The organism is Tessaracoccus palaemonis, assembly GCF_019316905.1.
GTDB lineage: Bacteria > Actinomycetota > Actinomycetes > Propionibacteriales > Propionibacteriaceae > Arachnia > Arachnia palaemonis.
On record NZ_CP079216.1, the window covers coordinates 2,766,774 to 2,791,772 of the forward strand.

The following is a 24,999-nucleotide window of genomic DNA, read 5'->3' on the forward strand; positions in this document are numbered from 1 at the left end:
CCCTGGTCATCATGACCAGGGGTTCGGTTTGTGCGCGCGAGAGGAGTTGAACCTCCACGTCCCAAGGGACACTGGCACCTGAAGCCAGCGCGTCTGCCATTCCGCCACGCGCGCATCGGGCCTTGCGACCCGAGGTGAAACACTAGCATCGACTCGCCGGTCGTGACAAAACGTGCCGCCATCGTCGCCGGCACCCCGTCTCCTGTCCTCGCCCCACAGTCCTCGCCCCCCGGATCGCGCACAACTGTGGCCTGGCCCCCAGCACGCGCCGTATATCCGCGTGCTCCGGCTCTAGCCACTCTTGTGCACGGGGTCGGCGGCACCAGCGCGCCGGCGACAGATGATCCGACTGCCCCATCCGCGCCGCACCCATTGCCCCCTCCTCACCTCCGGACCGCGCACAACTGTGGCCTGGCCACCAGCACGCGTCATAAATCCGAGTGCTCCGGCCCTGACCACTGTTGTGCACGGAAGGGCGGGCAGCCGCCGTCGATGGAGGGTCGGCAGCACAGCATCCGACTGCCACATCCGCACGCTCCCCAGCGCAGCCCTCCCGGTCCCCGTGCCGCGCACAACTGTGGCCTGGCCCCCAGCACGCGCCGTATATCCGCGTGCTCCGGCTCTAGCCACTCTTGTGCACGGGGTCGGCGGCACCGAGGCCGGAGAGAGACAAGGGCGCGGCTGAAGCACGCAGGCGGGGCAACTCAGGGAAACCAGGGCGAACCGGCCAGAAGCCAAGGCGACCCGTCCGAGGCCAGGGCGCACTGGACGGATGCGGGGCGCCGCGTGTGTGGCCCCGCTTCGGGGGGACGGTAGTTTCTCCCTCATGCGCGTCGCCTTCATCTCGTTGCACACCTCACCGGCCGAACGGCCGGGCACCGCCGACGCCGGCGGCATGAACGTGCTCATCCGCGCCCTCGCGCGGGCACTGCAGGGGGGAGGCGACGACGTCGAGTTCTTCACCCGGCGCTCCCGCCCCGAGCAGCCCGACACGGCGACGCTCGACGACGGGCTGGTCGTGCACCACATCGACGCGGGCCCGGCGCGGCCGCTACCCAAGAGCGAGATCGACCAGTACATCGACGAGTTCCGCGACAACCTCGGCTCGCTCGACGCGTTCGACGTCGTGCACTCGCACCACTGGATGTCCGGGATCGCCGCGTTGCCGCTGGCCCGGGCGGCTGGCATCCCGCACGTCATGACGTTCCACTCGGTCGCGGCTCACCCCAACTCCCCCCTGCGAGACGGGGAGCCGCCGGAGTCGCCGGCCCGCCTCACCGGCGAGGTCACCTGCGCGACGCAGTCCGACCTGATCATCGCCGTGTCACGCTACGAGGCCGCGGTGGTCATCGGCCGCTGCCAGGCCGACCCCGCGCGCGTCACCGTCGTCTGGCCCGGTGTCGACACGGACCTCTTCCGCCCGGCAGCACCCGGCGACGAGTGGACCCCGGACCCGGCGGTCACGCCCGGCTACCTGCTGTTCGCCGCCCGCCTCCAGCCGCTCAAGGCACCCGACCTCGCCATCCGCACGCTGGCCGCGCTGCCCGAGGCCGAACGCCCCGACCTGGTGGTCGTCGGGGAGGTGTCCGCCGACTTCGCCGACTACGAGGTGGAGATCCACCGACTGGCAGAGGACCTCGGCGTCGCCGACAAGATCACCTTCCTGCCCGGCCAGGACCGCGAGTCTCTCGCGCGCCTCATGCGGCACTCCTCGGTGATGCTCGTCCCGTCGCATTCCGAGACGTTCGGCCTTGTCGCGCTCGAGGCGTCATCGTCGGGCGTCCCGGTCCTTGCCGCCGCGGCCGGCGGCCTGACCGAGGCCATCTGCAACACCCACACCGGCATCCTGGTTCCGTCGCACGACCCGCAGGACTGGGCCGATGCGCTGCTCCCCCTCCTCCGCGACGACGATCTGCGCGTCCGGATCGGTGCGACGGGGCGTCAGCGGGCGGAACAGATGTCCTGGGCACACGTCGCCGGGCGCACCCGCGACGCCTACCGGCGCGCGATCGCATCCGGTCCGGTCAGGCACATCGCCTTCCTGCACGCCCACCCCGACGACGAGACCCTCGCCTCGGGAGCGCTGATCGCCCACCTCGTCGACGACGGATTCGACGTCTCGGTGCTGACGGCCACCCGCGGGGAGTTCGGCGAGGTGGTCCCCGGCCCGCTCTCGCATCTGGCGGGCACACCGGCGCTCGAGGACCGCCGCGAGGCCGAGCTGGCCGGCGCGCTGACCTCGCTCGGCGTGCGGGGCCACGCCTACCTCGGCACACCTCCCGCCCGCGCCACCGATGAGCCACGCCGCTACCTCGACTCAGGCATGGTCTGGCTCCGCCCCGGCGTCGCGGGCCCGGCCCCTGAGTCCGACGCGGCCTCGCTGTGCCGCTCCGACGAGGCCGAGGAGGTCGCCGATGCGGTGGCCTACCTGAGGCACTGCGGCGCCGACCTGGTGGTCAGCTACGACGACGATGGAGGCTACGGACACCCCGACCACGTGAGGATGCACGACGTGGCGAAGGCCGCCGCCGACGAGCTCGGGCTCCCCTTCGCCGCTCTCACCACCGACCGCGACAAGGCGACCCGCTGGTTCGACCTGACGGGCTACCTCCCGCGCGTCGCGTCAGCACTGCGGAACCACCGCACGCAGCTGACGGTGCACAACGACGGCGCGACGATCACCCACTCCGGGGGCCAGACCGAACCCATCGTCACGTCGACAGGCCTGGTCGGACAGGTCCCCCACCTGCCCTGACAAGCTCCGCGACGGCGCGGGTATGGTGACGACATGCGCCTGATCCTGATCCGCCACGGCCAGACCGACGCCAACGTGCGCCGCCAGCTCGACACGGCCTACCCCGGCCTGCCCCTCAACGAGAACGGGCACGCGCAGGCGAAGGCGCTCGTCGACGCGATCTCGCACGAGCGGATCGACGCGCTCTACTGCTCCACCCTGACCCGCGCCCAACAGACAGCGGCCCCGCTCGCCGCGACCCGCGGCCTCGACGCCGTGATCGTGGAGGGTATCCAGGAGATCGCCGCGGGCGTCGAGGAGATGAACACCGACTGGCGCCCCTACGTCGACATGCTGATGTCGTGGTCGCCCACGAACCTCGACGTCGGTCTGGACGGCGGCGAGACCGCCCGCCAGTTCATCACCCGGTTCACCAACGCGATCGCGGCGATGGAACAGGCGGGAGACGAGCACGTCGCGCTCGTCAGCCACGGCGCGGCACTGCGGGTATGGGCCCTCACGCAGGACCCCACCATCAGCCACGAGATCGCCATGCCGCTCGAGAACACCAAGTGGATCGTGTTGAACGGCGGCACCGAGGACGGCTGGCGCATCGAGCGCTGGGGCGACCATGCCCTGACGCACCCCGAGCGCTGACACACACATGAGCCGGGCAGCCCTCGCCTGCGTGGCGGCCGCCGCCCTCGCCCTTGGTGCTTGCGCGGCGGCCCCGCCGACCGAGGTCGTCGCCCGAGAGGGCAGCGCAGTCACGTTCGCCGGCGCGGTCGACGGGATCCACGTCGGATCGACGTCCAACGAGATCGCCGCTGTGGCCTACATCCCGACGCTGCCAGCGGATGGCCGGGTCCCCGTCGCCCTCATCCAGCACGGCGGGCACACCCCCTGCGCGACGGCTGAAGACCCGTGGCCGTGCGCGTCGCCGGAAGAACGGACGCCCAGCTACCTCGGCTACGACTGGCTTGGCACCCGCCTCGCGGACGAGGGGTACCTCGCGGTCTCCGTGTCGGCGAACGCGACGATCGGCAGCAGCGCAGACGTGGACGGCGAGGCCAAGCTGCTGGCCTGGTGGCTCGAGACCCTCGACTCGGGCACGGGTCCGCTGCCCGACCTCGCCGGCCGACTCGACACCGACCGCCTGGTGCTGATCGGCCACTCTCGCGGCGGTGACGCCGTCGCCCAGCTCCTGACAGGTCGACCGGGCGCTGAGGGTATCGATGCGGAGTCGGTCCAGGCTGCGGTCCTTCTGGCCCCCGTCCTCCCCGTCGACGATCCCACCGGCGTTGATCTCGGCACGTCGGCGACGCCCACGCTCACCCTCTACGGAACGTGCGACGGGGACGCGTTGGACATGCCCGCTGTCTGGGCGACGGCGTTCACGGGCGCGGGTTCGCGCACCGAGGTGATGACCGGCGCCAATCACAACTATTTCAACACCCAGTGGACACCCGGCCCGGGCGTCGTGGACGCGGTCGACGACGCCGCCCAGCGCGACGACGCAGCGTGCCGTGCTGAATCAGCGACCCGGTTGACCGCTGCGGAGCAGCAGGAGGAGGCGGGGAGGATCATCTCCGCCTTCCTCGCCGACGTCGACGCCTGACCGACGTCAGCTCCAGGGGCGCACGGCGCGGTACGCCGCGACGACCTCCGTCGCCTGCTCGACGGCAGGCAGTTCCTCGACGGGGAGGGGCCAGACGGGGGCCTCCTTCTCCCCCGACGCCGCCCAGGCGGCCTGGCGGGCGGCGCCCAGCGCGACGTACTCGCCGGCGGCGGGCATCGCGACGGGGACCGGGAACAGCGTCGCGGCCGCGGCCTGCACCGCCGGCGACGCGGCCGCCCCACCGGTCAGCAACACCCGCCCGGCCTGGCCGCCGGCGTCGGTGAGGCACTCGAGGGCGTCGACGAGCGAGCACACGATGCCCTCGACGGCGGCGCGGGCGAGGTTCTCCCGCGTCATGCTCGTCAGCGTGGCGCCATGGATCGAGCCGGTGGCGTCCGGCAGGTTCGGCGTCCGCTCGCCCTCCATGTAGGGCACGAAGACCAGCCCGTCAGCCCCAGGGGTCGCGGCCTGCGCCAGGTCGGCGAGGGCGGAGTGGTCGACGCCCAGCAGGCGCGCGGTCGCGTCGAGGACGCGGGCCCCGTTGAGGGTGCAGACCAGCGGGAGGAAGCGGCCGGTGGCGTCGGCGAACCCGGAGACGAGCCCGGAGGCGTCGCGGCTGGGCGTGTCGGAGACGCCGCATACGACACCGGAGGTGCCGATCGAGACGACGACGTCGCCGGCGGTCAGGCCCATGCCGAGCGCCGAGCCCGCGTTGTCGCCCATGCCCGCGCCGAGCTGCACCGGCTGCCCGGCCAGCGAGCCGGTGCCGACGACCTCCCCCGGGGCCGCGACGCGCGGCAGCACGATCCGACCGGCGGCGGCCTCGTCGATGCGCAGCGCGGCGGCCACGATGTCGCGGCGGTACTCGCCGGAGACCGGATCGAAGTAGCCGGTGCCCGAGGCGTCGGAGCGGTCCGTGACCAGGTCCTCGATGCGGCCGGTGCCGAGCAGCTTCCAGGTCAGCCAGTCGTGCGGCAGCGCGACGGCCGCGATCCGCGCCGCGTTGTCGGGCTCGTGATCGGCGACCCAGCGCAGCTTGGTGACGGTGTACGAGGCGACGGGGACGGAGCCGACGGCCTCTGCCCACCACGCGGCGCCGGCGGCCTCGTCGCCGCCGCCGAAGTCCGCGATCAGGTCGAGGGCCGCCTGCGCGGAGCGCGTGTCGTTCCACAGGAGCGAGTCGCGGATGACCTCGCCGTCGGCGTCGAGCAGCACCATGCCGTGCTGCTGGCCGGCGACGGCCGCCGCGACGACGTCACCCAGGTCGACCTGACCCGCGGCCTCCTGCAGCGCCTCCCACCACGCGGCGGGCGCGACCTCGGTGCCCTCGGGGTGCGACGCGCGGCCCGAGGCCACGATCGCACCGGTCGCCGGGTCGACGACGATGACCTTGCACGACTGCGTCGACGAATCGATGCCCGCCACCAGAGACATGGGAACTCCTCACTGAGTTTTTGTTGTGTCGCAATCCTAATGCATTGCACGCCGTCGGCGAACGGCGCCACGCCCTTCCACGCCTGCGCACCTACACTCGATGCCATGAGCAAGCTCTCCGTCTTCGTCAAGACCGCGGGCGGCATCGTCGCCACCACGACGACGCTGCTGGCCCTGCTCCGCGACAACCCCCAGATCTCCCAGGCCATCGACGGCGCCGTCGCCAAGCTCAAGGAGACGGCGAACTCGGAGAACCCGCGGCTGCGCCTCGACGCGAAGATCAAGGCCATCGAGGTCGCAGCCGACGCGGTGGAGGCCTCTTTCCCCGGCGCCCGCGAGCCCGCCGGCTGGCGGCGCCAGGCCTCCGCGCTGAGGCTCCGCCTTGATCTGGCCTGGACGGCGAACACCGGCACCGCGCGCAAGAAGGCCCTGAAGGCACTGACAGCCGAGACCCTCGAGGTCCTCACCGAGGTCAACGCCCGCCTCATCGAACTGCAGGGCCAGCAGCCGACGGATCCGACGCTCGAGCCGTGACCGGCCCCGCTCCGCTGATCCTGCGGGGCCAGCGTTTCGACGCGGCCCGCCCCGCCGTGATGGGCATCATCAACCGCACCCCTGACTCGTTCTACGCGCCGGCCCGTCACGCGAGCGTCGACAGCGCCATCGACCGGGCCGCCGCGATGGTCGCCGAAGGGGTCTGCATCGTCGACGTCGGCGGCGTCCGCGCCGGCCAGGAGGGCGAGTGGGTCGATGCGGCCGAGGAGATCGACCGCGTCCGCCCCCTGCTGACCGCCCTGCGCCGCGAACTCCCCGAGCTGCTGACGTCGTTGGACACCTGGCGCGCCGAGGTCGCCGACGCCTGCTCCGGCCTGATCGACCTGGTCAACGACACCTGGCAGGGCGCCGACCCCGAACTGCTCGGCGTCGCCGCCCGCACCGGCGCCGGCTATGTCGTCTCGCACACCGGCGGCCTGCCGCCCCGCACCGACCCCGTCAGCGTCGCCTACGACGGCGGCGTCGTGGCCGACGTGCTGCGCGTCCTCGCCGACGGTGCGAGCCGCGCGGAGGCCGCAGGGCTCGCCCCCTCACAGATCCTCGTCGACCCGACCCTCGACTTCGGCAAGACCACCCTGCACTCGCTGGCCCTGGTCGCCGCGACCGGTCGGATCGTCGACCTCGGCTACCCGGTGCTGCAGGCCATCAGCCGCAAGGACTTCGTCGGCGAGACCCTCGACCTGCCCGCCGATGAGCGCCTCGAGGGCACCCTGGCGGCCACGGCGATCGCGGCCTGGCAGGGCGCGACGGTGTTCCGCGCCCACGACGTACTGGCGACCCGTCGCGTGCTGGACATGGTCGCCAGCATCCGCGGTGACCGCCCTCCCGTCCTGTCGCTGCGCGGCCGCTGAACGCCCGACCGGAATCGCTCACTTCCTTCTGCACGAATGCGCCACGACCGCTCATCTGGCGTGTACCTATGCGCTCAGCCATAGGCTGAGCCTGAAGCGATTGCCAGCACATCGTCTAGCACGCCCCCGCGCGCAGGTGCGACGGACGTAGGACTAGGCTGGATCGCGGGTAACAGCCCAAGAAGACCAAATACGGAGAGCGATGAGCGATCAAGCTACGAGCGCGGCTGACATCAGTCTGGCCGCGGACTTCGAGACTCCCTCCCGCGAGCAGTGGGAGAAGGAGGTCCTGAAGGTCCTCAACCGGAGGCGCCCCGAAGGCAAGGAACTCAACATCGAGCAGGCGTACAAGCGCCTGACGAGCTCCACCGTCGACGGCCTGACCATCAAGCCCCTCTACACCGAGGATGACGGCACCGACGACCTGGGTTACCCGGGCGTCGCGCCGTTCGTGCGCGGCACCACCGTGCGCACCGGTGAGATGGACGCGTGGGAGATTGCGCAGAAGTACGAGGATCCCGACGCTGCTGAGACCAAGCGCGCCATTCTGACCGACCTTGAGCGCGGGACCACCGGCGTGTTCCTGCGCGTCGATCCCGACGCCGTCGCAGCCGGCGACGTCGCCGAGGTGCTGAGCGGCGTCCTGCTCGACCTCGCGCCGGTCTACCTGACCAGCGCCACGCAGCAGCTCGAGGCCGCCAAGGCCCTCGTCGACGCGTTCGCCGCCTCCGGCAATGACGCGGCCTCGGTCGCAGGCAACCTGGGTGTCGACCCGATCGGCGCCGCGGCGCTGGCCGGCACGACCCCGGACCTGTCGCAGCTGACGCAGGCCGTCGAGCTCGCGAAGCCGTACCCCAAGGTCCGCCCGATCGTCGTCGACGCGACCGTCTACAACAACGCGGGCGCCGGCGACGTCAACGAGCTGGCCTACGCCATCGCGGTGGGCGTCGAGTACGTCCGCGCGCTGACTGAGGCCGGGCTGACCGCCGACGAGGCGTTCGAGTCGCTGATCTTCCGCGTGTCGGCCACCACCGACCAGTTCCTGACGATCGCGCGGCTCCGCGCCCTGCGCGGACTGTGGTCCCGCGTCGGCGAGGTGCTTGGCGTCGCGGAGTCCAAGCGCGGCGCCATCCAGCACGCGGTGACCTCCCTGCGCGACATCACGCGCGACGACACCTACGTGAACGTCCTGCGCGGCACCATCTCCTGCTTCGCCGCCTCCGTCGGCCAGGCCGAGATCCAGACCGTGCTGCCGTTCGACACCGTCGAGGGCCTCCCCAACGACCTGTCGCGCCGCATCGCGCGCAACACGCAGATCGTGCTCGCCGAGGAGTCCAATATCGGCCGGGTCAACGACCCCGCCGGCGGCGCCTGGTTCGTCGAGTCGATGACCAGGCAGCTCTCCGAGAAGGCCTGGGTGCTGTTCCAGCAGCTCGACGGCGAGGGCTTCGCCGCGAAGCTGGCCGACGGCACCGTCGCGGCCGAGCTCGACGCGCTGAACGCGGACCGGGCCAAGCTGCTCGCCACCCGAAGGATCCCGGTCACCGGCGTGTCGATGTTCCCGAACTACGAGGAGGAGCCGGTCAAGCGCACGGCTCGCCCCGCAGCCCCCGCGCTGAACGGTCTCACGCAGGTGCGCGACTCCGAGGTGTTCGAGGCGCTGCGCGACCGCTCGTCGGCGGCCCGCGAGGCCGGCAAGGGCCCGAAGGTCCTGCTCGCCTGCCTCGGCGCACGTCGCGACTTCGGCGGCCGTGAGGGCTTCACCTCCAACCTGTACCACGTCGGCGGCATCGAGACGGTGCTCGCCGAGGGCGACAGCGCGGAGGACTTCGCCAAGGCGCTGAAGGAGGCCGGCACCACCGTCGCCGTCCTCTGCTCCAGCGCGAAGGTCTACGCAACCAAGGGCATCGAGGTCGCCGAGGCGCTCCGCGCCGCCGGGGCAACCGAGGTCCTCGTGGCCGGTCAGGTCAAGGAGCTGGGCGAAGGCGGCGATGCCGCAGTCGACGGCAACGTCTTCGACGGCATGAACGTGGTCGATCTGCTGACCAACACTCTGGACAAGTTGGGAGCTTGATACAGATGACATTCCCCCGTTTCTCCGATGTGGCGCTGACCGGCGCCGCGACCGCCGACGAGGCGGCCAAGTTCGAGGCTCTCAATGAAGGCAGCGGCCACACCGCCGGCTGGCAGACCCCGGAGCACATCCTGGTTCCTCCGCTGTACACCGGCCAGGACCTCTCCGGCCTGGACTTCCTGAAGACGGCCCCCGGGATCCCGCCGTTCCTGCGTGGCCCCTACGCCACCATGTACGTCAACCAGCCGTGGACCATCCGCCAGTACGCGGGCTTCTCCACCGCCGAGGAGTCCAACGCCTTCTACCGACGTAACCTCGCGGCCGGCCAGAAGGGCCTGTCGATCGCGTTCGACCTCGCTACGCACCGTGGCTACGACTCGGACCACCCGCGCGTGGCCGGCGACGTCGGCATGGCAGGCGTGGCCGTCGACTCGATCCTCGACATGCGTCAGCTGTTCGACGGCATCCCGCTCGACCAGATGTCCGTCTCGATGACGATGAACGGCGCGGTGCTCCCAGTGCTCGCCCTCTACGTCGTCGCGGCGGAGGAGCAGGGCGTCAAGCCTGAGCAGTTGGCCGGAACCATTCAGAATGACATTCTGAAGGAGTTCATGGTCCGCAACACCTACATCTACCCACCGCAGCCGTCGATGCGGATCATCGCGGACATCTTCGCCTACACCAGCGCGAACATGCCCCGGTTCAACTCGATCTCGATCTCCGGCTACCACATGCAGGAGGCCGGCGCGACGGCCGACATCGAGATGGCCTACACCCTGGCCGACGGTGTCGAGTACATCCGCGCAGGCGAGTCGGTCGGCTTGAACGTCGACGCGTTCGCCCCGCGCCTGTCCTTCTTCTGGGCCATCGGCATGAACTTCTTCATGGAGGTCGCCAAGATGCGCGCAGCGCGCATGCTGTGGGCGCGCCTCGTGCGTGAGTTCGGACCGAAGAACCCGAAGTCGATGTCGCTGCGTACCCACTCGCAGACCTCCGGCTGGTCGCTGACCGCGCAGGACGTCTACAACAACGTGGTCCGCACCTGCGTCGAGGCGATGGGCGCGACCCAGGGTCACACCCAGTCGCTGCACACCAACGCGCTCGACGAGGCCATCGCGCTGCCGACGGACTTCTCCGCCCGCATCGCCCGCAACACCCAGCTGTTCCTGCAGCAGGAGTCGGGCACCACGCGCACGGTCGACCCATGGGCCGGTTCCGCCTACGTCGAGAAGCTCACCGAGCAGCTCGCCCGCAAGGCATGGGAGCGCATCACCGAGGTCGAGCAGGCCGGCGGCATGGCGAAGGCCATCGAGGCAGGCATCCCGAAGATGCGCATCGAGGAGGCGGCCGCCCGTACCCAGGCGCGCATCGACTCCGGCCGTCAGCCCGTGATCGGCGTCAACAAGTACCGCCTGGACAACGAGGATCAGCTCGAGGTCCTGAAGGTCGACAACCGCTCCGTGCGCGAGCAGCAGATCGCCAAGCTGCAGCGCCTGCGCGCCGAGCGCGACGAGGAGGCCACGCAGGCTGCCCTCGCGCACCTGACCTGGGCCGCGGAGAACCCCGACCCGACCGACCCGGAGCGCAACCTGCTCGCCATGTCCATCAAGGCTGCCCGCGCGAAGGCGACCGTCGGCGAGATCTCCGACGCTCTTGAGAAGGTCTTCGGGCGCTACACGGCGCAGATCCGTACGATCTCCGGTGTGTACAACAAGGAGTCCGGCTCCACGAAGAGCATCGAAGAGGCCCGCAAGCTGGTCGAGGAGTTCGAGAAGAAGGAGGGGCGTCGTCCCCGCATTCTGATCGCCAAGATGGGCCAGGACGGTCACGACCGTGGCCAGAAGGTCATCGCGACCGCCTACGCCGACCTCGGCATGGACGTCGACGTCGGCCCGCTGTTCCAGACCCCCGAGGAGGTCGCCCGCCAGGCCGTCGAGTCCGACGTGCACGTGGTCGGCGTCTCCTCGCTCGCGGCCGGCCACCTCACCCTGGTGCCCGCGCTGCGCAAGGAGCTGGACAAGCTCGGCCGTGAGGATCTGATGATCGTCGTCGGCGGCGTCATCCCCGCGCAGGACTTCGAAGAGCTCCGCGCCAGCGGTGCCGACGCGATCTACCCGCCCGGCACGATCGTCCCCGAATCGGCCGTCGAGCTGCTGCAGGACCTCCTGAAGCGCGTCGACGCCTGACCGGCACCTGACAGAAGACGGCGGGCCGCCCCTCTCGCAGGGACGGCCCGCCGTCGTTGTGCGTGGGCTCAGGCCTCGATACCCGCGTCGGCGAACGTCGCCATGCCTGAGAGGATCGCGGCCGACGAGCGCACGATCGGCAGCGCGAGCACCGCCCCGGATCCCTCCCCCAGCCGGAGCCCGAGATCGACGAGGGCCTCCAGCCCGAGGTGGGCGAGGGCCGCTGTGATGCCGGGCTCGAGTCCGGCATGGCCGGCGATCAGGTAGCCCTTCGCGGCGGGGGCGATCGCCGCGGCGACGCATGCGGCCGCGGAAGCGATGACTCCGTCGAGAATCACCGGCACCTGGCTCCGGGCCCCGCCGAGGATGAACCCGACCAGCGCCGCGATCTCCAGGCCGCCGACGGCCGCCAGCGCGCTGACCGGATCATCGGCCGAGGGCGAGTGCAGCGCGATCGCCCGCTCGATGACCTCGACCTTGTGCGCCAGCACCTCGTCGTCGACGCCCGCGCCGTGGCCGGTGACCGTCGCCACGGCCGCCCCTGTGAAGACGGAGATCAGCGCGGCCGACGGGGTGGTGTTGCCGATGCCCATCTCGCCGGTCAGCAGGATCGTCGCGCCAGAGGCGACGGCCTCGTCTGCGGCATCGAGGCCCACCGCGACGGCGGCGAGCGCCTGCTCGAGGGTCATGGCCGGCTCGACGGACAGGTCGCGGGTCCCGGCAGCCACCTTGCGGTCGCGCACCCGGGGCGACGCCGGGTAGTCGAGCTTCACGCCGACGTCTGTGATCATCACGTCGGCACCCGCCTGGCCGGAGAGCACGTTGATGGCCGCTCCGCCTGCTGCCATGTTCAGCAGCATGGAGACGGTGACCTCCTGAGGCCAGGGGGTCACGCCCTGCGCGCAGACGCCGTGGTCGGCGGCGAAGACCCCGACGGTCGCGCAGCCGGGGACGGGCGGCGGGCTCGTCCGGTAGATGCCCGCCAGCTGGATGCCGGCGCGCTCCAACGCGCCGAGGCTCCCGGCGGGCTTCGTGAGCTGTGCCTGTCGGGCAGTGGCCTGCCCGATCGCCTCCGCCGAGACCTCCACGATGCCGCCGACGACGTCGGCGAGCTGCTCCTCACTCATGCGCGTGACCTTCTTCCGCGGTCGGCAGCCGCATCGAACCAATTCCAACCTTTACGGGCAGCCTAGCGAGGCGCTCAACGGGGCTGGAGGCGGGGCCGACGAGGTCGCGGCGGGATGCTGCACATCAGCGACGGGGAGGGGGTCTCGTCGACTCTGACGAGTGAGCCTGCGGAGGCGGCTCGAACCAATGGGGGGCTGACTCAAGCCGCCATCCGCAGATAGGAGATCCGGGCCCTTGGGGGGATGGGCCCTCGATCCGCCAGCAGTCTGGCCGACGATCCCCCGCTCCTACTACCCGGTGTCGGATCGTGTCGCAAACCTGTCGCAAATTGAACCGTTGCAATGGCACGTGGCTCCGCAGTACGGTTCCGCGGCGAACGCGCGCCGCAGCTGCGGTACGGTCGCGAATCCGGAACGCAGAGCCAACTGCTCACGCGAGATGCGCGGATACTCCCGCCTGATGCTGGACGCCAACTCGACCCGCGCCTTCCGCAGTTCGGCAGACGGTCTCGAACCGACGTCGGCAAATGCGCGCTGCAGCTGCCGCGGCGAGACTGCCAACTCCCTCGCCAGCGCGGCTACGCCGAGCTGCGGGTCGGCGCGGCGCACGGCGATCAGCTGTCTGGCATGCTCCAACAGGCCGACGGGGCGGGCGCCCGCCGACTGCGTCGCCTCGACCGCCAGCGCCACGCCCATACCCGCGGTGAGCTGTTCACAGATGGCACTCTCGGCATCGGTGAGGCTGTCCGAGCGGCTGCACAGGGCCGCCACGAAGGCGCGGCATGAGCGGGCGATCGGCCCCTCCTCGACGCGGGTCACGACCCGGCCGGGGTGGTCGAGGTGCGCGGCGAGCAGGTCACGGGGGACCCAGCAGAGCGTGACGGACGAGTCTCCCTCCGATGTGAGCGTGACGTCGACCTCAGGCGGGGCGATGACCAGCCGGACCCTGCTCTCGGCGCCGTCGCCGCGACGCACACCACCGGCCTGCTCGCCGAACATGGCGATCAGCGAGTGGGTCGCCCCCTGTCGGCGTCTCCGCGTCATTGGCGCGGACGGCCGCGCAACGGCCACCCGTACACCGCCGACCCGGCGGTACCCCACCAGAGAAGGACTCGGCTCCAGAGCCGCGAGAAGATCGTCCACCACGACGGCAAGCACTCCAATCAGAATCGCCCTGGCCCCCACGACGACCTTAGGTGAGAATCCGTCGTTCCCACCGGTCATCGCTCCTGACACGCCGATCCGGCCCACCCACCGCGGCACGGGGTCGCCCGAGGGTGGGGGCTAGTCTGGGGTCATGCGCAAGTTCGACGTTGACAAGCTCGTTGAGGGCATCACACAGGGCAACCGGGCGCTGATCGCGCAGTCGATCACGCTCGTCGAGTCGGTCAAGCCCGCCCACCGCGAACTGGCGCACCAGCTCCTCCAGCGTATCCAGCCAATGACAGGCAAGGCGTTCCGCGTCGGTATCTCCGGCGTCCCCGGCGCCGGTAAGTCCACCTTCATCAACGCCATGGGCGTCAAGCTCGTGCAGGAGCGCCATCACCGCGTGGCAGTGCTGGCGGTCGATCCGTCGAGCTCTCGCACCGGCGGATCCATCCTCGGCGACCGCACCCGCATGGCCGACCTCGCCGCCCTCGACGACGTGTTCGTCCGCCCTTCCCCGTCGGCCGGCCACCTGGGCGGCGTCGCCCGCGCGACGCGCGAGTCGATGCTCGTCCTGGAGGCTGCGGGCTACGACGTCGTGCTCGTCGAGACCGTGGGCGTCGGGCAGTCGGAGGTCGCGGTGTCCGGCATGGTCGACACGTTCCTGATGTTGCAGGTAGCCCGCACCGGCGACCAGCTGCAGGGCATCAAGCGCGGGATCCTCGAGCTCGCCGACGTGATCGCCATCACGAAGGCCGACGGTGACAACGAGCAGGCGGCGCGGGTGGCGGCCAGGGAACTCGCCATCGCCATGAAACTGATCTCCAGCGACAACGACAAGCGCCGCGCCCCCGTGCTGACCTGCTCCTCCTACACCGGCGACGGTCTGGACGAGGTGTGGGAGGCGGTGCTGAAGCACCGCGCCGAGCTGGAGGCCGACGGCGACCTCTCCTCCCGACGCCACGCCCAGCAGCGGGACTGGCTGTGGAACATGGTGCGTGACGAACTCTCCGAGGCCCTACGGACTTCTCCCGAGGTGCAGGCTGTGGCGGCTGGGGTTGAGGCCAAACTGAACACGGAGACGCTGTCCGCGCTCGAGGGCGCGCAGGACATCCTGGGCGCCTTCGCGGACGCGATCACGACCTTCCCGTGGGGCCGACACACCGTGGACTGACATATCCCGACGCCCGACCCGGGGCTCAGCCGGATCCACCTCCGGATCACGAGCCGGTACACTTCGCGGGTAGCGTTTACATCGACGACCCTAGGAAGGAGGCGCATGGGAGTCTTCGACAAGGCCGAGAAGCGCATCGAGTCCGCGGTCGGCAAGGTTTTTGCACGCGCCTTCAAGGGCTACGTGCATCCCGTCGAGATCGTCGCCGGGATCCAGCGGGAGCTGGACGCCGAGGCCAAGCTTCTCAGCCGTGACAAGCGCCTGGTGCCCAACGTGTTCACCATCGGTCTGTCGCAGAATGACTACGACCGCCTCGCGCCCTACGCGAAGACCCTGAACACCGAGATCCTGCCGGGCATCCGCGACCACGCCGCGGACCGGAGCTACGTCTTTAACGGTCCCATCGCCATCGACTACGTCCTCGACACCTCGCTGCCGACGGGCCAGTTCACGGTCGCGAGTCAGGCCGTCTCCAGCGAGGACACCCCCTCCTCGAGCCCACAGCCCCGGCCCGGCACCATGGTGCTCGAGGTCAGCGGCGTCCGGCACCCGCTGGTCGCCCCCGGCCTGTTGATCGGCCGAGGCGCCGAGGCCGACCTCCGCCTCAACGACCCCGGAGTCTCCCGCAGGCACGCGCTGATCAGCGTCTCCGGCGACCCGGAGCACCCCATCATCACCATCGAGGACCTCGGGTCCACGAACGGCGTCCACGTCAACGGAAGCCGCGTCACGAAGACCCGCGTCGGCGAGGGGGCCCGGATCGAGATCGGGCGCACACGCATGCTGATCCACACGCCTTCGGAGTCCTGAGGGTGTCGGACCTCATCATTGCGGCCATCAAGGTCGTCTTCCTGGTGCTGTTGTGGATGTTCATCCTCTTCGTGGCAAACGTGGTGCGCACAGACCTCTACGGCCGCCGAGTGCCCGTCGCCTCCCTGTCCGCGATTCCGGCCGACCGAGGGCGGGGCAAGGGCCGCTCGAAGGTACCGACGCGATTCGCCATCACGGCCGGCCCTCAGCAGGGCGTCTCCGTCCCCGTCGAACCGACGATCAACCTCGGGCGGGCCGCCGACTCCACCCTCCTGCTCGACGACGACTACGCGTCGGCCCGCCACGCGCAGCTCGTCCAACAGGACGCCGACAGCTGGCTGATCACCGACCTCCGCTCCACCAACGGGACCTACGTCAACGGCAAACTCGTCACCGAGCCCACCAGGGTGACCGTCGGCGACGTGGTGCGCATCGGCAAGACCCTGATGCGACTGGAGATCTAGCTTGTTCAGCCTCCGCTTCGTCGCCCACTCCGAGGTCGGCCGCGTCCGCAAGAACAACCAGGACGCCGGCTACGCCTCGCCGAACATGCTGCTGGTCACCGACGGCATGGGCGGCGCCGCGGCGGGAGACCTCGCCTCCGCCGTCGCCTCCACCGAGGCCGCCCGCTCCGACGTCCGGGCCGCCGACGGCGAGGAGATGCTGGAGCGCATCGCCGGCATGATGGCCCGCACCAACGCGAAGCTGTCCGACCTCATCGACGACGACCTCGAGCTCGACGGCATGGGGACCACCTTCTGCGGGGCCCTGTTCAACGGGACGCAGTTCGGCATCGGCCACATCGGCGACTCCCGCGGCTACCTGCTTCGCGACGGCGAGCTCACGCAACTGACGCACGACCACTCCTGGGTGCAGTCGCTGATCGACGAGGGCAAGATCACGCCCGCCCAGGCGGCGGTCCACCCGCACCGCTCCCTCATCCTCAAGGTCCTCAACGGCCAGGCGGCCTTCGAGCCCGACCTCGACCTGCTCGACGCGCAGCTCGGCGACCGGGTGATGTTCTGCTCCGACGGGCTCAGCGGGCTCGTCGACGACGCCACGATGGCCGAGCTGCTCGCGACCGACGACCTGGAGGCCGCAGCCGCGGGCCTGGCGCACACCGCCAACGCCAACGGCGGCCACGACAACATCACGGTCGTCATCGGCGAGGTCGTGCCCCAGGACGACGAGCTCGACGCGGCGGCCCCGCTGCTGGTCGGGTCCGCCACCGAGGTGTCGATCCCCCGCACCGGGGCAGCCTCCGACAAGGGACCGAAGTACCCGACCCCATCGGCGCCCGAGCCCGAGACCACCGCAGACCACGACGCGGCGGAGGTCGCCAGGTACGCGCCGCAGGAGCAGCGTCGACGCTGGCCCGGGATCGCGCTGTCGATCCTCGCGATCCTCCTAGTGCTCGGTCTCGGCGGCTGGGGCCTGGTGTCCTACGGCCAGTCCCGCTACTACGTCGCCGTCGACGACGCCGGCTACGTCGCGCTCTACAACGGCGTGCCAGGCAACGTGCTGGGGGTCTCCCTGAACCGCCTCGTCTCGAGCACCGACATTCCCGTCAGCAACCTGCCACGGTTCTACCAGCGGGCCGTCGACGCCACCATCACCGTCCCCGACGAGGCGGCCGGCGAGAGCACGACCACCGAGCTCAGGGCCCTGGCGGAGCGCTGCATGGAGGTCCGCGCCGAGCGCGCGAACGCCACCCCCGACCCGACCCCGACAGTCCCCGGCCTGCCGACCAGCAGCCTCCTGGCGACGGCTTCGCCGACGACCTCCCCGCTGCCCGACCCCGCCCCCACGCCCGGCCTGCTGCGCCCCACGACCCTCGGCACCCCGACTGCGGACGCCGAAGAGGCCGACCCCGAGGCCTGCTGATGTCAGTCCAGGTCCAGCCTGCCGTCTCCGACCAGGTCATCGTCTACAACAAGCGCCGGGGCACCGAGCTGGCGCTGATCCTCTTCGCCCAGACCTTCGGGTTCGGCGGCTGGATCATCACCAACCTCAACCTGCACGGCGACCTGCCGGACAACCTCATCCCCGTCGCCTGCATCTGGTTCGGCATGGGCATCGCAGCGCACCTGATCGTCCGCCTCAAGCTGCCGTATGCCGACCCGCTGATCCTGCCGTCGGTCTTCCTGCTGAACGGGCTGGGGCTGGCGATGATCTACCGGATCGACCAGATCCCCGACCCCATCAAGACCGACTCGGCCACGCAGTTGCTGTGGACGGCGCTCGGGCTCGGGCTGTTCGCCCTCGTCGTGTTCCTGCTCCGCGACCACCGACGCCTGCAGCGCTACCCGTACCTGCTGTTCATCGCCGGCCTCGTCCTGCTGCTGTTGCCGCTCGCCCCCTTCATCGGCCACGCCTCCGGCGGCGCGCAGATCTGGATCCGGGTCTTCGGCTTCTCGTTCCAGCCCGCCGAAGTGGCCAAGATCCTGCTGGCCATCGCGTTCGCCGCCTATTTCTACGAGAAGCGTGAGGTCCTCGCGCTGGCCGGCCGCCGCTTCATGGGGCTCGAACTGCCCCGCGCCCGCGACCTCGGGCCGATCGCCGTCATGTTCGTCCTGAGCATCCTCGTGATGGTGTTCCAGAACGACCTCGGCACTTCGCTGCTGTTCTTCGGCCTGTTCACCGTCATGATCTACATCGCAACGGAGCGCATCGCCTGGCCGATCCTGGCCGGTGCCGGGTTCGTCGGCGCGGCCTTCGCCGCCTTCTTCTTCACCAACCACGTGGCCCGGCGCGTCAACGCGTGGCTCGACCCGTTCAGCAACTACGACGCCAACCTCCAGATCATCAGCGCACAGTTCGGGCTCGCCTGGGGCGGGCTGTTCGGCCGCGGCTGGGGGCTCGGGCGGCCCGGGCTCACGCCGCTGGCGAAGTCGGACATGATCGCGGCGGCGCTCGGCGAGGAGATCGGCATCCTCGGCCTGATGGCGATCGTGATGGTCTACGGCCTGCTGGTGGCGCGAGGCTTCAAGACGGCCGTGACGTCGCCGGACGGCTTCGGGAAACTGCTCGCCGCCGGCCTCAGCTTCACGTTCGCACTGCAGGTGTTCGCAATCATCGGCGGCGTGACGCGCCTCCTGCCGCTGACGGGCCTGACGACACCGTTCATGAGCCAGGGCGGCTCGTCGCTGGTGGCCAACTGGATCATCATCGGGATCCTGATGGTGATCTCGCACCATGCCCGCCGCCCGCAGGCCGCCACCGCCGCGCCTCAGGACGTGGCGTCGAACTCGGAGGACCAGACGGCGGTGATCAGGTGAACGGCCCCATCCGCAAGGTCGCAGTCTTCGTGGCGATCATGATGGCCGCGCTGCTGGCCAACACCACCTACATCTCGGTGTTCCGCACCGACTCCCTCAACGCGGAGGCCCGCAACCGCCGCGTCCGGGATGCGGAATTCGCGGCGAACCGCGGCGCGATCCTCGTCGGCAACACGGCGATCGCCGAGTCAGTATCCGGCGATGGGACCCGTTTCCCCTACGTGCGCAGCTACCCCGACGGCGAGACGTGGAGTTCGGTCACCGGCTGGTACTCCTACGACTACGCGCGTTCCGGGCTGGAGCAGAGCTACAACGATGTGTTGGCCGGCACGTCGTCCGAGCAGACGTTCACCCGCGTCATGGACGTGCTGACGGGCCGCAGGTCCCAGGGCGCCAACGTCTCCACCACGCTCAACACCGCGGCCCAGAAGGCGGCCGTCACGGCCCTCGGCGACAAGCAGGGCGCCGCTATCGCGATGGACTACACCACCGGCGAGATCCTTGCCTTGGCCTCGACGCCCACCTACGACCCGTCGCTCCTGTCCGACACCAACCTGACCGCGGCCCGCGACGCGTGGAGCACGCTGCTGAACGCAGACGAGGAGCCGCTGAAGAACCGCGCGACCCGCGAGGTGTACCCGCCGGGGTCGACGTTCAAGCTCGTCACGGCCGCCGCCGCGATCGAGGACGGCTGGGTGCCGTCCACCGAGGTCGACTCCCCCGACTCGCTTCCCCTGCCCGGCTCCAGCCGCTCGATGGGCAACTCCACCAACTGCGGGGGCACCCGGATCACGCTCGAGCAGGCGCTGAAGGTCTCCTGCAACACCGCCTTCGGCAACGTCGGCCTCCAGCTCGGTTCCGAGAAGCTGCAGGCGATGGCAGAGGCCTTCGGGTTCAACCAGGAGCAGACAATCGATATCTCGGCGGCCACCTCGCGGTTCCCCACCGACATCGACGCGGCGCAGACGGCGCTGTCTGCCATCGGCCAGTACGAGGTCGCGGCCTCCCCGCTGCAGATGCTGCAGGTCGCGGCCACCATCGCCAACGACGGCACGATGATGCGGCCCTACATCGCCAGCGCGGTGACCAACCGCGACCTGAGCGTGCTGCAGTCCACCACGCCGACCGAACTCGGGCAGCCCATCAGCTCCGCGACCGCCGAAATGCTGCAGCAGATGATGGTCGCCACCGTGGAGTCCGGCACCGGCACCCCGGCCCAGGTCAGCGGGCTGGTCGTCGGCGGGAAGACAGGCACCGCCCAGTGGGACCTCGACCAGCCGCCCTACGCCTGGTTCGTCGGCTACGCCGAGGACCCGAGCGTCGCGATCGTCGCGTTCGTCGAGAACGCCGACATCGAACGAAACGACATCTCCGGCGGCCGTCTGGCCGCCCCCATCTTCACGGCGATTCTGGAGGCACTTCGGTGAGCATCCCGGACAGTTCTCATGTGCATGGCCCAAGATGGTGCCTGATTGACCGAAAGGACCTGCAGCGATGACAGAGCGAGGAGCCCTGCTCGGCGGCCGCTACCAGCTCGACCAGATCATTGGCCGAGGCGGCATGGCCGAGGTCTGGCGCGCGCGCGACATCCGCCTCGAGCGCGACGTGGCCGTCAAGCGTCTGCGCGTCGACCTGGCCAGCGATCCCACTTTCCAGGCGCGCTTCCGCCGGGAGGCCCAGTCCGCCGCGGGGTTGAACCACCCGAACATCGTTGCCGTCTACGACACCGGCGAGGAGCTCGACACCACCTCCGACGTGTCGGTGCCCTACATCGTGATGGAGCTTGTGGAGGGCGTCACGCTGCGCGAAGTGCTGCGCGACGGCCGCAAGATCCTCCCCGAGCGTGCGCTCGAGTTCACGGCCGGCGTGCTCGACGCACTCGCCTACGCGCACCGCGCGGGCATCGTGCACCGCGACATCAAGCCCGCCAACGTCATGCTGACGCCCAACGGGACCGTCAAGGTGATGGACTTCGGCATCGCCCGCGCCGTCGCGGACACCTCCGCGACGATGACACAGACGGCCGCCGTGATCGGCACCGCCCAGTACCTGTCCCCCGAGCAGGCGCGCGGCGAGAAGGTCGACAACCGCTCCGACATCTACTCCGTCGGCTGCCTCCTGTACGAGCTGCTCACGTCGCAGCCGCTGTTCAAAGGCGACTCGCCCGTCTCGGTGGCGTACCAGCACGTCCGCGAGATCCCCGTTCCGCCGTCGCAGCTCGACTCCGAGATCACGCCGTCGATGGACGCGATCGTGTTGAAGTCGCTGGAGAAGGATCCGCGCGACCGGTACCAGGACGCGTCCGAGATGCGCGAGGACATCCTGCGCGCACTCGACGGGCAGCCGGTGCTGGCTGGCATGCCCGCCGTCGACGACCAGGCGACCCGCGTCATCAGCAGCGATCCGCTGACCACCACGGCGCGCCGAGGCGTGGTGCCGACCGCCGTAGCACCCACGGCCGCAGCCGCAGCCTCCGGCATGTCGGGGGCCTCGCCGAACGAGATCGTCGACGAGGAGGACGAGGAGGTCAAGAAGAGCCGCAAGGGCATCATCGCGCTGTCGATCATCGCCGGCGTCGTGCTCATCGGCCTGATCATCGCCATGTGGTCGATCTTCAACCCGCCGGCCACCCCGGAGCCCTCCGATACGCCCGTCGCGATGGTCGAGGTCCCCGACCTGACCGACCAGACGCAGGCCACGGCGGAGAGCGCCCTGATCAGGCTCGGCCTCGAGGTCGACATCGTCGAGAAGACGGGCACCGAGGAGAACGAGGGCAAGGTCATCGGCCAGAACCCTGACGGCGGCACCTCCGTCGAGGTCGGCAGCACCGTCACGCTCGACATCTCGCAGGGCCCCGACACCAGGGCGATCCCCGACGGCATCACCGGCGTCTCCTACGACGACGCTGTCGCGGTGCTGAAGGCCGCGGGCTTCACGAACATCGCCTCCCCGCAGGACGCCGACCCGGCCTCGGAGCCGATCGACTCCGTCAAGGGCAACGTCATCTCCAGCAACCCCGCGTCCGGCGCGGAGGTGCCCGTCACGCAGGAGATCACGCTGACCGTGGCCACCGGTACCTCGAAGGTGCCGAGGCTCACCGGCCTGACCGAGAGCCAGGCCACCCGTGAGGCGACGTTGGCCGGCTTCGACATCGACGTGACCTACGAGGAGACCGACGCGCAGGCGCCCGGTCTGGTGTTCGACCAGGATCCGCAGCCCAGCTCCACCGCGGAGCGCAAGGTCAAGATCAAGGTGAAGATCGCGCAGGCGCCGGTGGTGGAGACCCCGGAGACGTCCCCAACCCCGGACGCCACCGAGACCACCACCCAGGAGCCCGACCAGGGGACCACAGAGGAACCCACGGAGGAGGAGTCCGAGAACTCCTGACCCGAGCCAGGACCGCCGAGACGCCCGCCCGCCCCGAGAGGGGTCGGCGGGCGGCTCGGCTACCACGCAGGTGCCGATGGCAGAATATGCCTGTGGCACGCATCCTCGTCATCGACAACTACGACTCGTTCGTCTACAACCTCGTCTCCTACCTGGCGCAGATCGGCGCCGAGGTCGAGGTGTGGCGTAACGACGACCCGCGGTTCGACGTCGACGAGTGGTGGGGGCCGTTCGACGGCATCCTGATCTCCCCCGGCCCCGGCACCCCGGAGGAGGCGGGCGTCTGCGTCGACGTGGTCTCATCCGTCGGCGGGGTCCGTCCGCTGTTCGGCGTGTGCCTCGGTCTGCAGGCGATGGCCGTGGCCTACGGCGGCGTCGTCGACCGCGCCCCCGAGTTGCTGCATGGCAAGACCTCGCCTGTGTTCCACGAGGGCAAGGGCGTCTTCGCCGGCCTGCCGTCGCCGGTCACCACGACCCGCTACCACTCGCTTGCCATCGTCGAGGACACTGTTCCCGACGTCCTCGAGGTCACGGCCCGCACCGACACGGGGGTCATCATGGCGGTCCGGCACCGGGAGCTGCCCGTCGAGGCCGTGCAGTTCCACCCCGAGTCGGTCCTGACGGAGGGCGGCTACCAGATGCTGGCGAACTGGCTCGCCGAGTGCGGCGACGCCGACGCCCCGCGCCGCGCGGCCGGGCTGAGCCCGCTGGTCGACGCCGACAACCTCGGCTGACGTTCAGCCCCGGCTGGCGTGCGTGAGGCCGACCGATCCGGAGTAGTCGGGGGCGTCGAGCTCGTCGACGGCGCTGACGGAGTAGCCCAGCCCGTAGGCGGCCACGTACTGCCGGTAGATCTGCACGGTCCGGTCGTTCTCCAGCGCGGCCTCCAGGGCCGCCTGGTCGCCGATCGCCTCGATCACATAGGGCGGCGCGTAGGGCACGCCGTGGAGGACGACGGTGTTGCCGACGCACTTGATGCCGGTCGTCGCGATGACCCGCTGCCCCTGGATGGTCAGGGCCTCCGCCCCGCCGGACCAGAGCGCGTTCACCACGCCCTGGATGTCCTGCTGGTGCACGACGAGATCGTCGTCGTCGACGCCTGCGGGCTTCACGTCCAGCGGTGCGTCGTCGAGCGTGACGCGCAGGCCGGGGCCGTAGACGGCGGTCAGGCCGGCGGCTCTCTCGGCAGCGGTCACCTCGCCGCTCAGGTCCTCGTCGCCGCTGGCCGCGTCGGTGAGGGCGTCCACCTCGTCGGACAACTCGGAGGACTGCCCACGCAGCTGCTCGTTGCGCTGGCCCTGGGAAACGATCAGGTCGCGCATGTCGGCCTCGCGGTCGCTGCGGAGGTCCTCGCCGCGGGCGGCGATGGCAGAGACCGTCATCATGAGGCCGGCAAGGAGGCACACGAGCACCGTCGCGGTGCGGCCGCGGAGGGTGCGAGGCCGGGCCTGGTTGCGGCCGACGCTGGCCCGGACGCTGCGCGCCCGGCCCCCCAGCCACTCCCTGATCCTCATGCGCCCAGCCTAACCCGGCATCGGCGGGCACACGGCGCCGCGGACCGGCGGAAAGCGTCCCACCGTCGCCCTCGTCACCTCCCGAATCGTGGATCGGCGCAGAAGCAACTAAGCTGTAGCGGTCAGACCCCCAAGGAGAAACCGTGCCCGAGTCGAAGACACGCAAGCAGGCCGTGGACAAGAAGAAGTCCAAGGAGAAGGCCGAACTCGCCGAGAAGCGGCGTGAGGCCAAGCGGCTTGCCCCCGCGTCCCGGAACTGGGTGCCCGCCGTGTTCGTCCCGATGGGCCTGCTCGGCGTGCTGTGGATGGTCGTCTACAACCTGGCCGGCAACATGATCCCCTTCATGCAGTCGCTCGGCGACTGGAACGTCGCGATCGGGCTTGGCCTGATCGTCGCGTGCTTCTCCTTCATGACCCTGTGGAAGTGAGCTCCCGGCTCGGCGTCTTCGACGCGGTCATCTTCGACTTCGACGGCACCCTGGCCGACTCGCACGCCGCGATGATGCGGTCCTACGTGCGGTGGGCGGAGGAGTATGGCGTCGACCTGTCTCAGGCCCGCATGTACACCGGCCGCCCGTCCGAGGCAGTCGCGCGTGCCCTGGTCACCGACGGCCGCGCGGAGGAGGCCGGCCTCCGCCTCGACGCGCTGGAGGTCTCCGACACCGACGGCGTCATCGCGCTGCCCGGCTCCCTCGATGCGCTCTCCGCCCTCGACGACGGCCGTCGCGCCATCGCCACCTCCTGCACCATGGCGCTGGTCGTCGCCCGGATGGACGCAGCGGGCCTGCCCCTGCCGACGGTGGTCGTGGCCCGCGAGCAGTACGCACACGGCAAGCCCGCCCCGGACCCGTTCCTGGTGGCCGCGCAGCGCCTCGGCGTCGACCCGGCCCGCTGCCTCGTCGCGGAGGACGCCCCCGCTGGCGTCGCCGGTGCGCACGCGGCCGGCTGCCGCGTGCTCGGCGTCCTGACCAGCCACACGGCCGACGAGCTGGGCGCAGACTGGCACGTCGGATCGCTCGCCGAGGTCTCCTTCGCCGTCACCGCCGACGGCGTCGCCGTCTCCCTCGCCTGAGCCTGGCTCCCGGAAGTGGCCGGGCGACGTCGGACAAGT

General features: G+C 70.4%; 21 protein-coding genes and 1 tRNA gene. 17 read left to right on the forward strand and 5 right to left on the reverse strand.

What is annotated here, in order from left to right:
* Positions 1-31: 31 nt before the first annotated feature.
* Positions 32-114 (reverse strand) — tRNA-Leu (locus KDB89_RS12650).
* Between the two features lie 712 nt (positions 115-826).
* Here KDB89_RS12650 and KDB89_RS12655 point away from each other — a divergent pair.
* Genes KDB89_RS12655 through KDB89_RS12665 form a run of 3 tightly spaced genes read left to right on the forward strand, consistent with a single transcriptional unit; the run spans position 827 to position 4,352 of the window.
* Positions 827-2,755 carry a glycosyltransferase gene (locus KDB89_RS12655; protein WP_219081589.1) on the forward strand — a complete coding sequence of 643 codons (1,929 nt, stop codon included), beginning with the start codon at positions 827-829 and terminating at the stop codon, positions 2,753-2,755.
* Between the two features lie 33 nt (positions 2,756-2,788).
* A complete protein-coding gene (locus KDB89_RS12660; RefSeq protein ID WP_219081591.1) occupies positions 2,789-3,391 on the forward strand; it encodes a histidine phosphatase family protein in 603 nt (200 codons plus the stop codon).
* A gap of 7 nt (positions 3,392-3,398) precedes the next feature.
* Positions 3,399-4,352, forward strand: coding sequence for an alpha/beta hydrolase (locus tag KDB89_RS12665; RefSeq protein ID WP_219081593.1), 954 nt, complete (start codon positions 3,399-3,401; stop codon positions 4,350-4,352).
* Positions 4,353-4,358: 6 nt separating this feature from the next.
* On the opposite strand, the gene xylB is transcribed toward KDB89_RS12665, so the two are convergent.
* Positions 4,359-5,786 carry a xylulokinase gene (gene xylB, locus KDB89_RS12670; protein ID WP_219081595.1) on the reverse strand — a complete coding sequence of 476 codons (1,428 nt, stop codon included), beginning with the start codon at positions 5,784-5,786 and terminating at the stop codon, positions 4,359-4,361.
* Between the two features lie 105 nt (positions 5,787-5,891).
* Between xylB and KDB89_RS12675 the strand changes: the two genes are divergently transcribed.
* The 4 genes from KDB89_RS12675 to scpA all read left to right on the forward strand — a co-directional run bounded on the left by KDB89_RS12675 (position 5,892) and on the right by scpA (position 11,452).
* On the forward strand, positions 5,892-6,320 hold the full coding sequence (locus tag KDB89_RS12675) for a hypothetical protein (RefSeq protein WP_219081597.1): 429 nt from the start codon (positions 5,892-5,894) through the stop codon (positions 6,318-6,320).
* Positions 6,317-7,192: a dihydropteroate synthase gene (gene folP, locus KDB89_RS12680; protein ID WP_255555940.1), complete on the forward strand. Its 876-nt coding sequence runs from the start codon at positions 6,317-6,319 to the stop codon at positions 7,190-7,192. Before KDB89_RS12675 ends, folP begins: the two co-directional genes overlap by 4 nt.
* Before the next feature lie 202 nt (positions 7,193-7,394).
* Positions 7,395-9,266: a methylmalonyl-CoA mutase small subunit gene (gene mutA, locus KDB89_RS12685; protein ID WP_219081599.1), complete on the forward strand. Its 1,872-nt coding sequence runs from the start codon at positions 7,395-7,397 to the stop codon at positions 9,264-9,266.
* Between the two features lie 5 nt (positions 9,267-9,271).
* A complete protein-coding gene (gene scpA / locus KDB89_RS12690) occupies positions 9,272-11,452 on the forward strand; it encodes a methylmalonyl-CoA mutase (protein WP_219081601.1) in 2,181 nt (726 codons plus the stop codon).
* A gap of 68 nt (positions 11,453-11,520) precedes the next feature.
* Here scpA and cobT read toward each other — a convergent pair whose 3' ends face one another.
* Both cobT and KDB89_RS12700 read right to left on the reverse strand, forming a co-directional pair.
* Positions 11,521-12,579: a nicotinate-nucleotide--dimethylbenzimidazole phosphoribosyltransferase gene (gene cobT / locus KDB89_RS12695; protein ID WP_219081604.1), complete on the reverse strand. Its 1,059-nt coding sequence runs from the start codon at positions 12,577-12,579 to the stop codon at positions 11,521-11,523.
* Between the two features lie 291 nt (positions 12,580-12,870).
* Positions 12,871-13,578: a helix-turn-helix domain-containing protein gene (locus KDB89_RS12700; protein WP_219081606.1), complete on the reverse strand. Its 708-nt coding sequence runs from the start codon at positions 13,576-13,578 to the stop codon at positions 12,871-12,873.
* A 298-nt stretch (positions 13,579-13,876) separates the two neighbouring features.
* Between KDB89_RS12700 and meaB the strand changes: the two genes are divergently transcribed.
* The 8 genes from meaB (at position 13,877) to KDB89_RS12740 (ending at position 23,108) form a co-directional block, all read left to right on the forward strand.
* On the forward strand, positions 13,877-14,899 hold the full coding sequence (meaB, locus tag KDB89_RS12705) for a methylmalonyl Co-A mutase-associated GTPase MeaB (RefSeq protein WP_219081608.1): 1,023 nt from the start codon (positions 13,877-13,879) through the stop codon (positions 14,897-14,899).
* A 105-nt stretch (positions 14,900-15,004) separates the two neighbouring features.
* Positions 15,005-15,709: an FHA domain-containing protein gene (locus KDB89_RS12710; RefSeq protein WP_219081610.1), complete on the forward strand. Its 705-nt coding sequence runs from the start codon at positions 15,005-15,007 to the stop codon at positions 15,707-15,709.
* Between the two features lie 2 nt (positions 15,710-15,711).
* Positions 15,712-16,173 (forward strand): FHA domain-containing protein FhaB/FipA, encoded by a 462-nt coding sequence (locus KDB89_RS12715; protein ID WP_219081611.1) that lies wholly within the window; start codon positions 15,712-15,714, stop codon positions 16,171-16,173.
* 1 nt (position 16,174) lies between these two features.
* Entirely contained in the window at positions 16,175-17,593 is a 1,419-nt protein-coding gene (locus KDB89_RS12720) for a PP2C family protein-serine/threonine phosphatase (RefSeq protein WP_219081613.1), read from the forward strand.
* Positions 17,593-18,987 carry an FtsW/RodA/SpoVE family cell cycle protein gene (locus tag KDB89_RS12725; RefSeq protein ID WP_219081615.1) on the forward strand — a complete coding sequence of 465 codons (1,395 nt, stop codon included), beginning with the start codon at positions 17,593-17,595 and terminating at the stop codon, positions 18,985-18,987. The genes KDB89_RS12720 and KDB89_RS12725 overlap by 1 nt, the downstream gene beginning before the upstream one ends.
* Positions 18,984-20,414, forward strand: a complete 1,431-nt coding sequence (locus tag KDB89_RS12730) for a peptidoglycan D,D-transpeptidase FtsI family protein (protein WP_219081617.1) — start codon at positions 18,984-18,986, stop codon at positions 20,412-20,414. Before KDB89_RS12725 ends, KDB89_RS12730 begins: the two co-directional genes overlap by 4 nt.
* 67 nt (positions 20,415-20,481) lie before the next feature.
* Entirely contained in the window at positions 20,482-22,374 is a 1,893-nt protein-coding gene (pknB, locus tag KDB89_RS12735) for a Stk1 family PASTA domain-containing Ser/Thr kinase (RefSeq protein ID WP_219081619.1), read from the forward strand.
* A gap of 86 nt (positions 22,375-22,460) precedes the next feature.
* Positions 22,461-23,108: an aminodeoxychorismate/anthranilate synthase component II gene (locus KDB89_RS12740; RefSeq protein WP_219081621.1), complete on the forward strand. Its 648-nt coding sequence runs from the start codon at positions 22,461-22,463 to the stop codon at positions 23,106-23,108.
* Positions 23,109-23,111: 3 nt separating this feature from the next.
* Here the strand turns inward: KDB89_RS12740 and KDB89_RS12745 are convergent, their stop codons facing one another.
* On the reverse strand, positions 23,112-23,888 hold the full coding sequence (locus tag KDB89_RS12745) for a DUF881 domain-containing protein (protein ID WP_219081623.1): 777 nt from the start codon (positions 23,886-23,888) through the stop codon (positions 23,112-23,114).
* Between the two features lie 143 nt (positions 23,889-24,031).
* Here KDB89_RS12745 and KDB89_RS12750 point away from each other — a divergent pair, with 143 nt between their 5' ends.
* Both KDB89_RS12750 and KDB89_RS12755 read left to right on the forward strand, forming a co-directional pair.
* The gene (locus tag KDB89_RS12750; protein WP_219081625.1) at positions 24,032-24,316 is read left to right on the forward strand and encodes a cell division protein CrgA; all 285 of its coding nucleotides are present in this window, start codon (positions 24,032-24,034) and stop codon (positions 24,314-24,316) included.
* A complete protein-coding gene (locus KDB89_RS12755) occupies positions 24,313-24,960 on the forward strand; it encodes an HAD family hydrolase (protein WP_255555942.1) in 648 nt (215 codons plus the stop codon). Before KDB89_RS12750 ends, KDB89_RS12755 begins: the two co-directional genes overlap by 4 nt.
* The last annotated feature ends 39 nt before the right edge of the window (positions 24,961-24,999 follow it).

Bases quoted from the DNA above. Each gene is read 5' to 3' on its own strand.
- KDB89_RS12660 (WP_219081591.1), top strand. From the start codon at position 2,789: ATGCGCCTGATCCTGATCCGCCACGGCCAGACCGACGCCAACGTGCGC.
- KDB89_RS12725 (WP_219081615.1), top strand. From the start codon at position 17,593: ATGTCAGTCCAGGTCCAGCCTGCCGTCTCCGACCAGGTCATCGTCTAC.
- pknB (WP_219081619.1), top strand. From the start codon at position 20,482: ATGACAGAGCGAGGAGCCCTGCTCGGCGGCCGCTACCAGCTCGACCAG.
- KDB89_RS12740 (WP_219081621.1), top strand. From the start codon at position 22,461: ATGCCTGTGGCACGCATCCTCGTCATCGACAACTACGACTCGTTCGTC.
- KDB89_RS12745 (WP_219081623.1), bottom strand. From the start codon at position 23,888: ATGAGGATCAGGGAGTGGCTGGGGGGCCGGGCGCGCAGCGTCCGGGCC.
- scpA (WP_219081601.1), top strand. From the start codon at position 9,272: ATGACATTCCCCCGTTTCTCCGATGTGGCGCTGACCGGCGCCGCGACC.
- cobT (WP_219081604.1), bottom strand. From the start codon at position 12,579: ATGAGTGAGGAGCAGCTCGCCGACGTCGTCGGCGGCATCGTGGAGGTC.
- KDB89_RS12675 (WP_219081597.1), top strand. From the start codon at position 5,892: ATGAGCAAGCTCTCCGTCTTCGTCAAGACCGCGGGCGGCATCGTCGCC.
- KDB89_RS12700 (WP_219081606.1), bottom strand. From the start codon at position 13,578: ATGTTCGGCGAGCAGGCCGGTGGTGTGCGTCGCGGCGACGGCGCCGAG.
- mutA (WP_219081599.1), top strand. From the start codon at position 7,395: ATGAGCGATCAAGCTACGAGCGCGGCTGACATCAGTCTGGCCGCGGAC.
- meaB (WP_219081608.1), top strand. From the start codon at position 13,877: ATGCGCAAGTTCGACGTTGACAAGCTCGTTGAGGGCATCACACAGGGC.
- xylB (WP_219081595.1), bottom strand. From the start codon at position 5,786: ATGTCTCTGGTGGCGGGCATCGATTCGTCGACGCAGTCGTGCAAGGTC.
- KDB89_RS12665 (WP_219081593.1), top strand. From the start codon at position 3,399: ATGAGCCGGGCAGCCCTCGCCTGCGTGGCGGCCGCCGCCCTCGCCCTT.
- KDB89_RS12710 (WP_219081610.1), top strand. From the start codon at position 15,005: ATGGGAGTCTTCGACAAGGCCGAGAAGCGCATCGAGTCCGCGGTCGGC.
- KDB89_RS12655 (WP_219081589.1), top strand. From the start codon at position 827: ATGCGCGTCGCCTTCATCTCGTTGCACACCTCACCGGCCGAACGGCCG.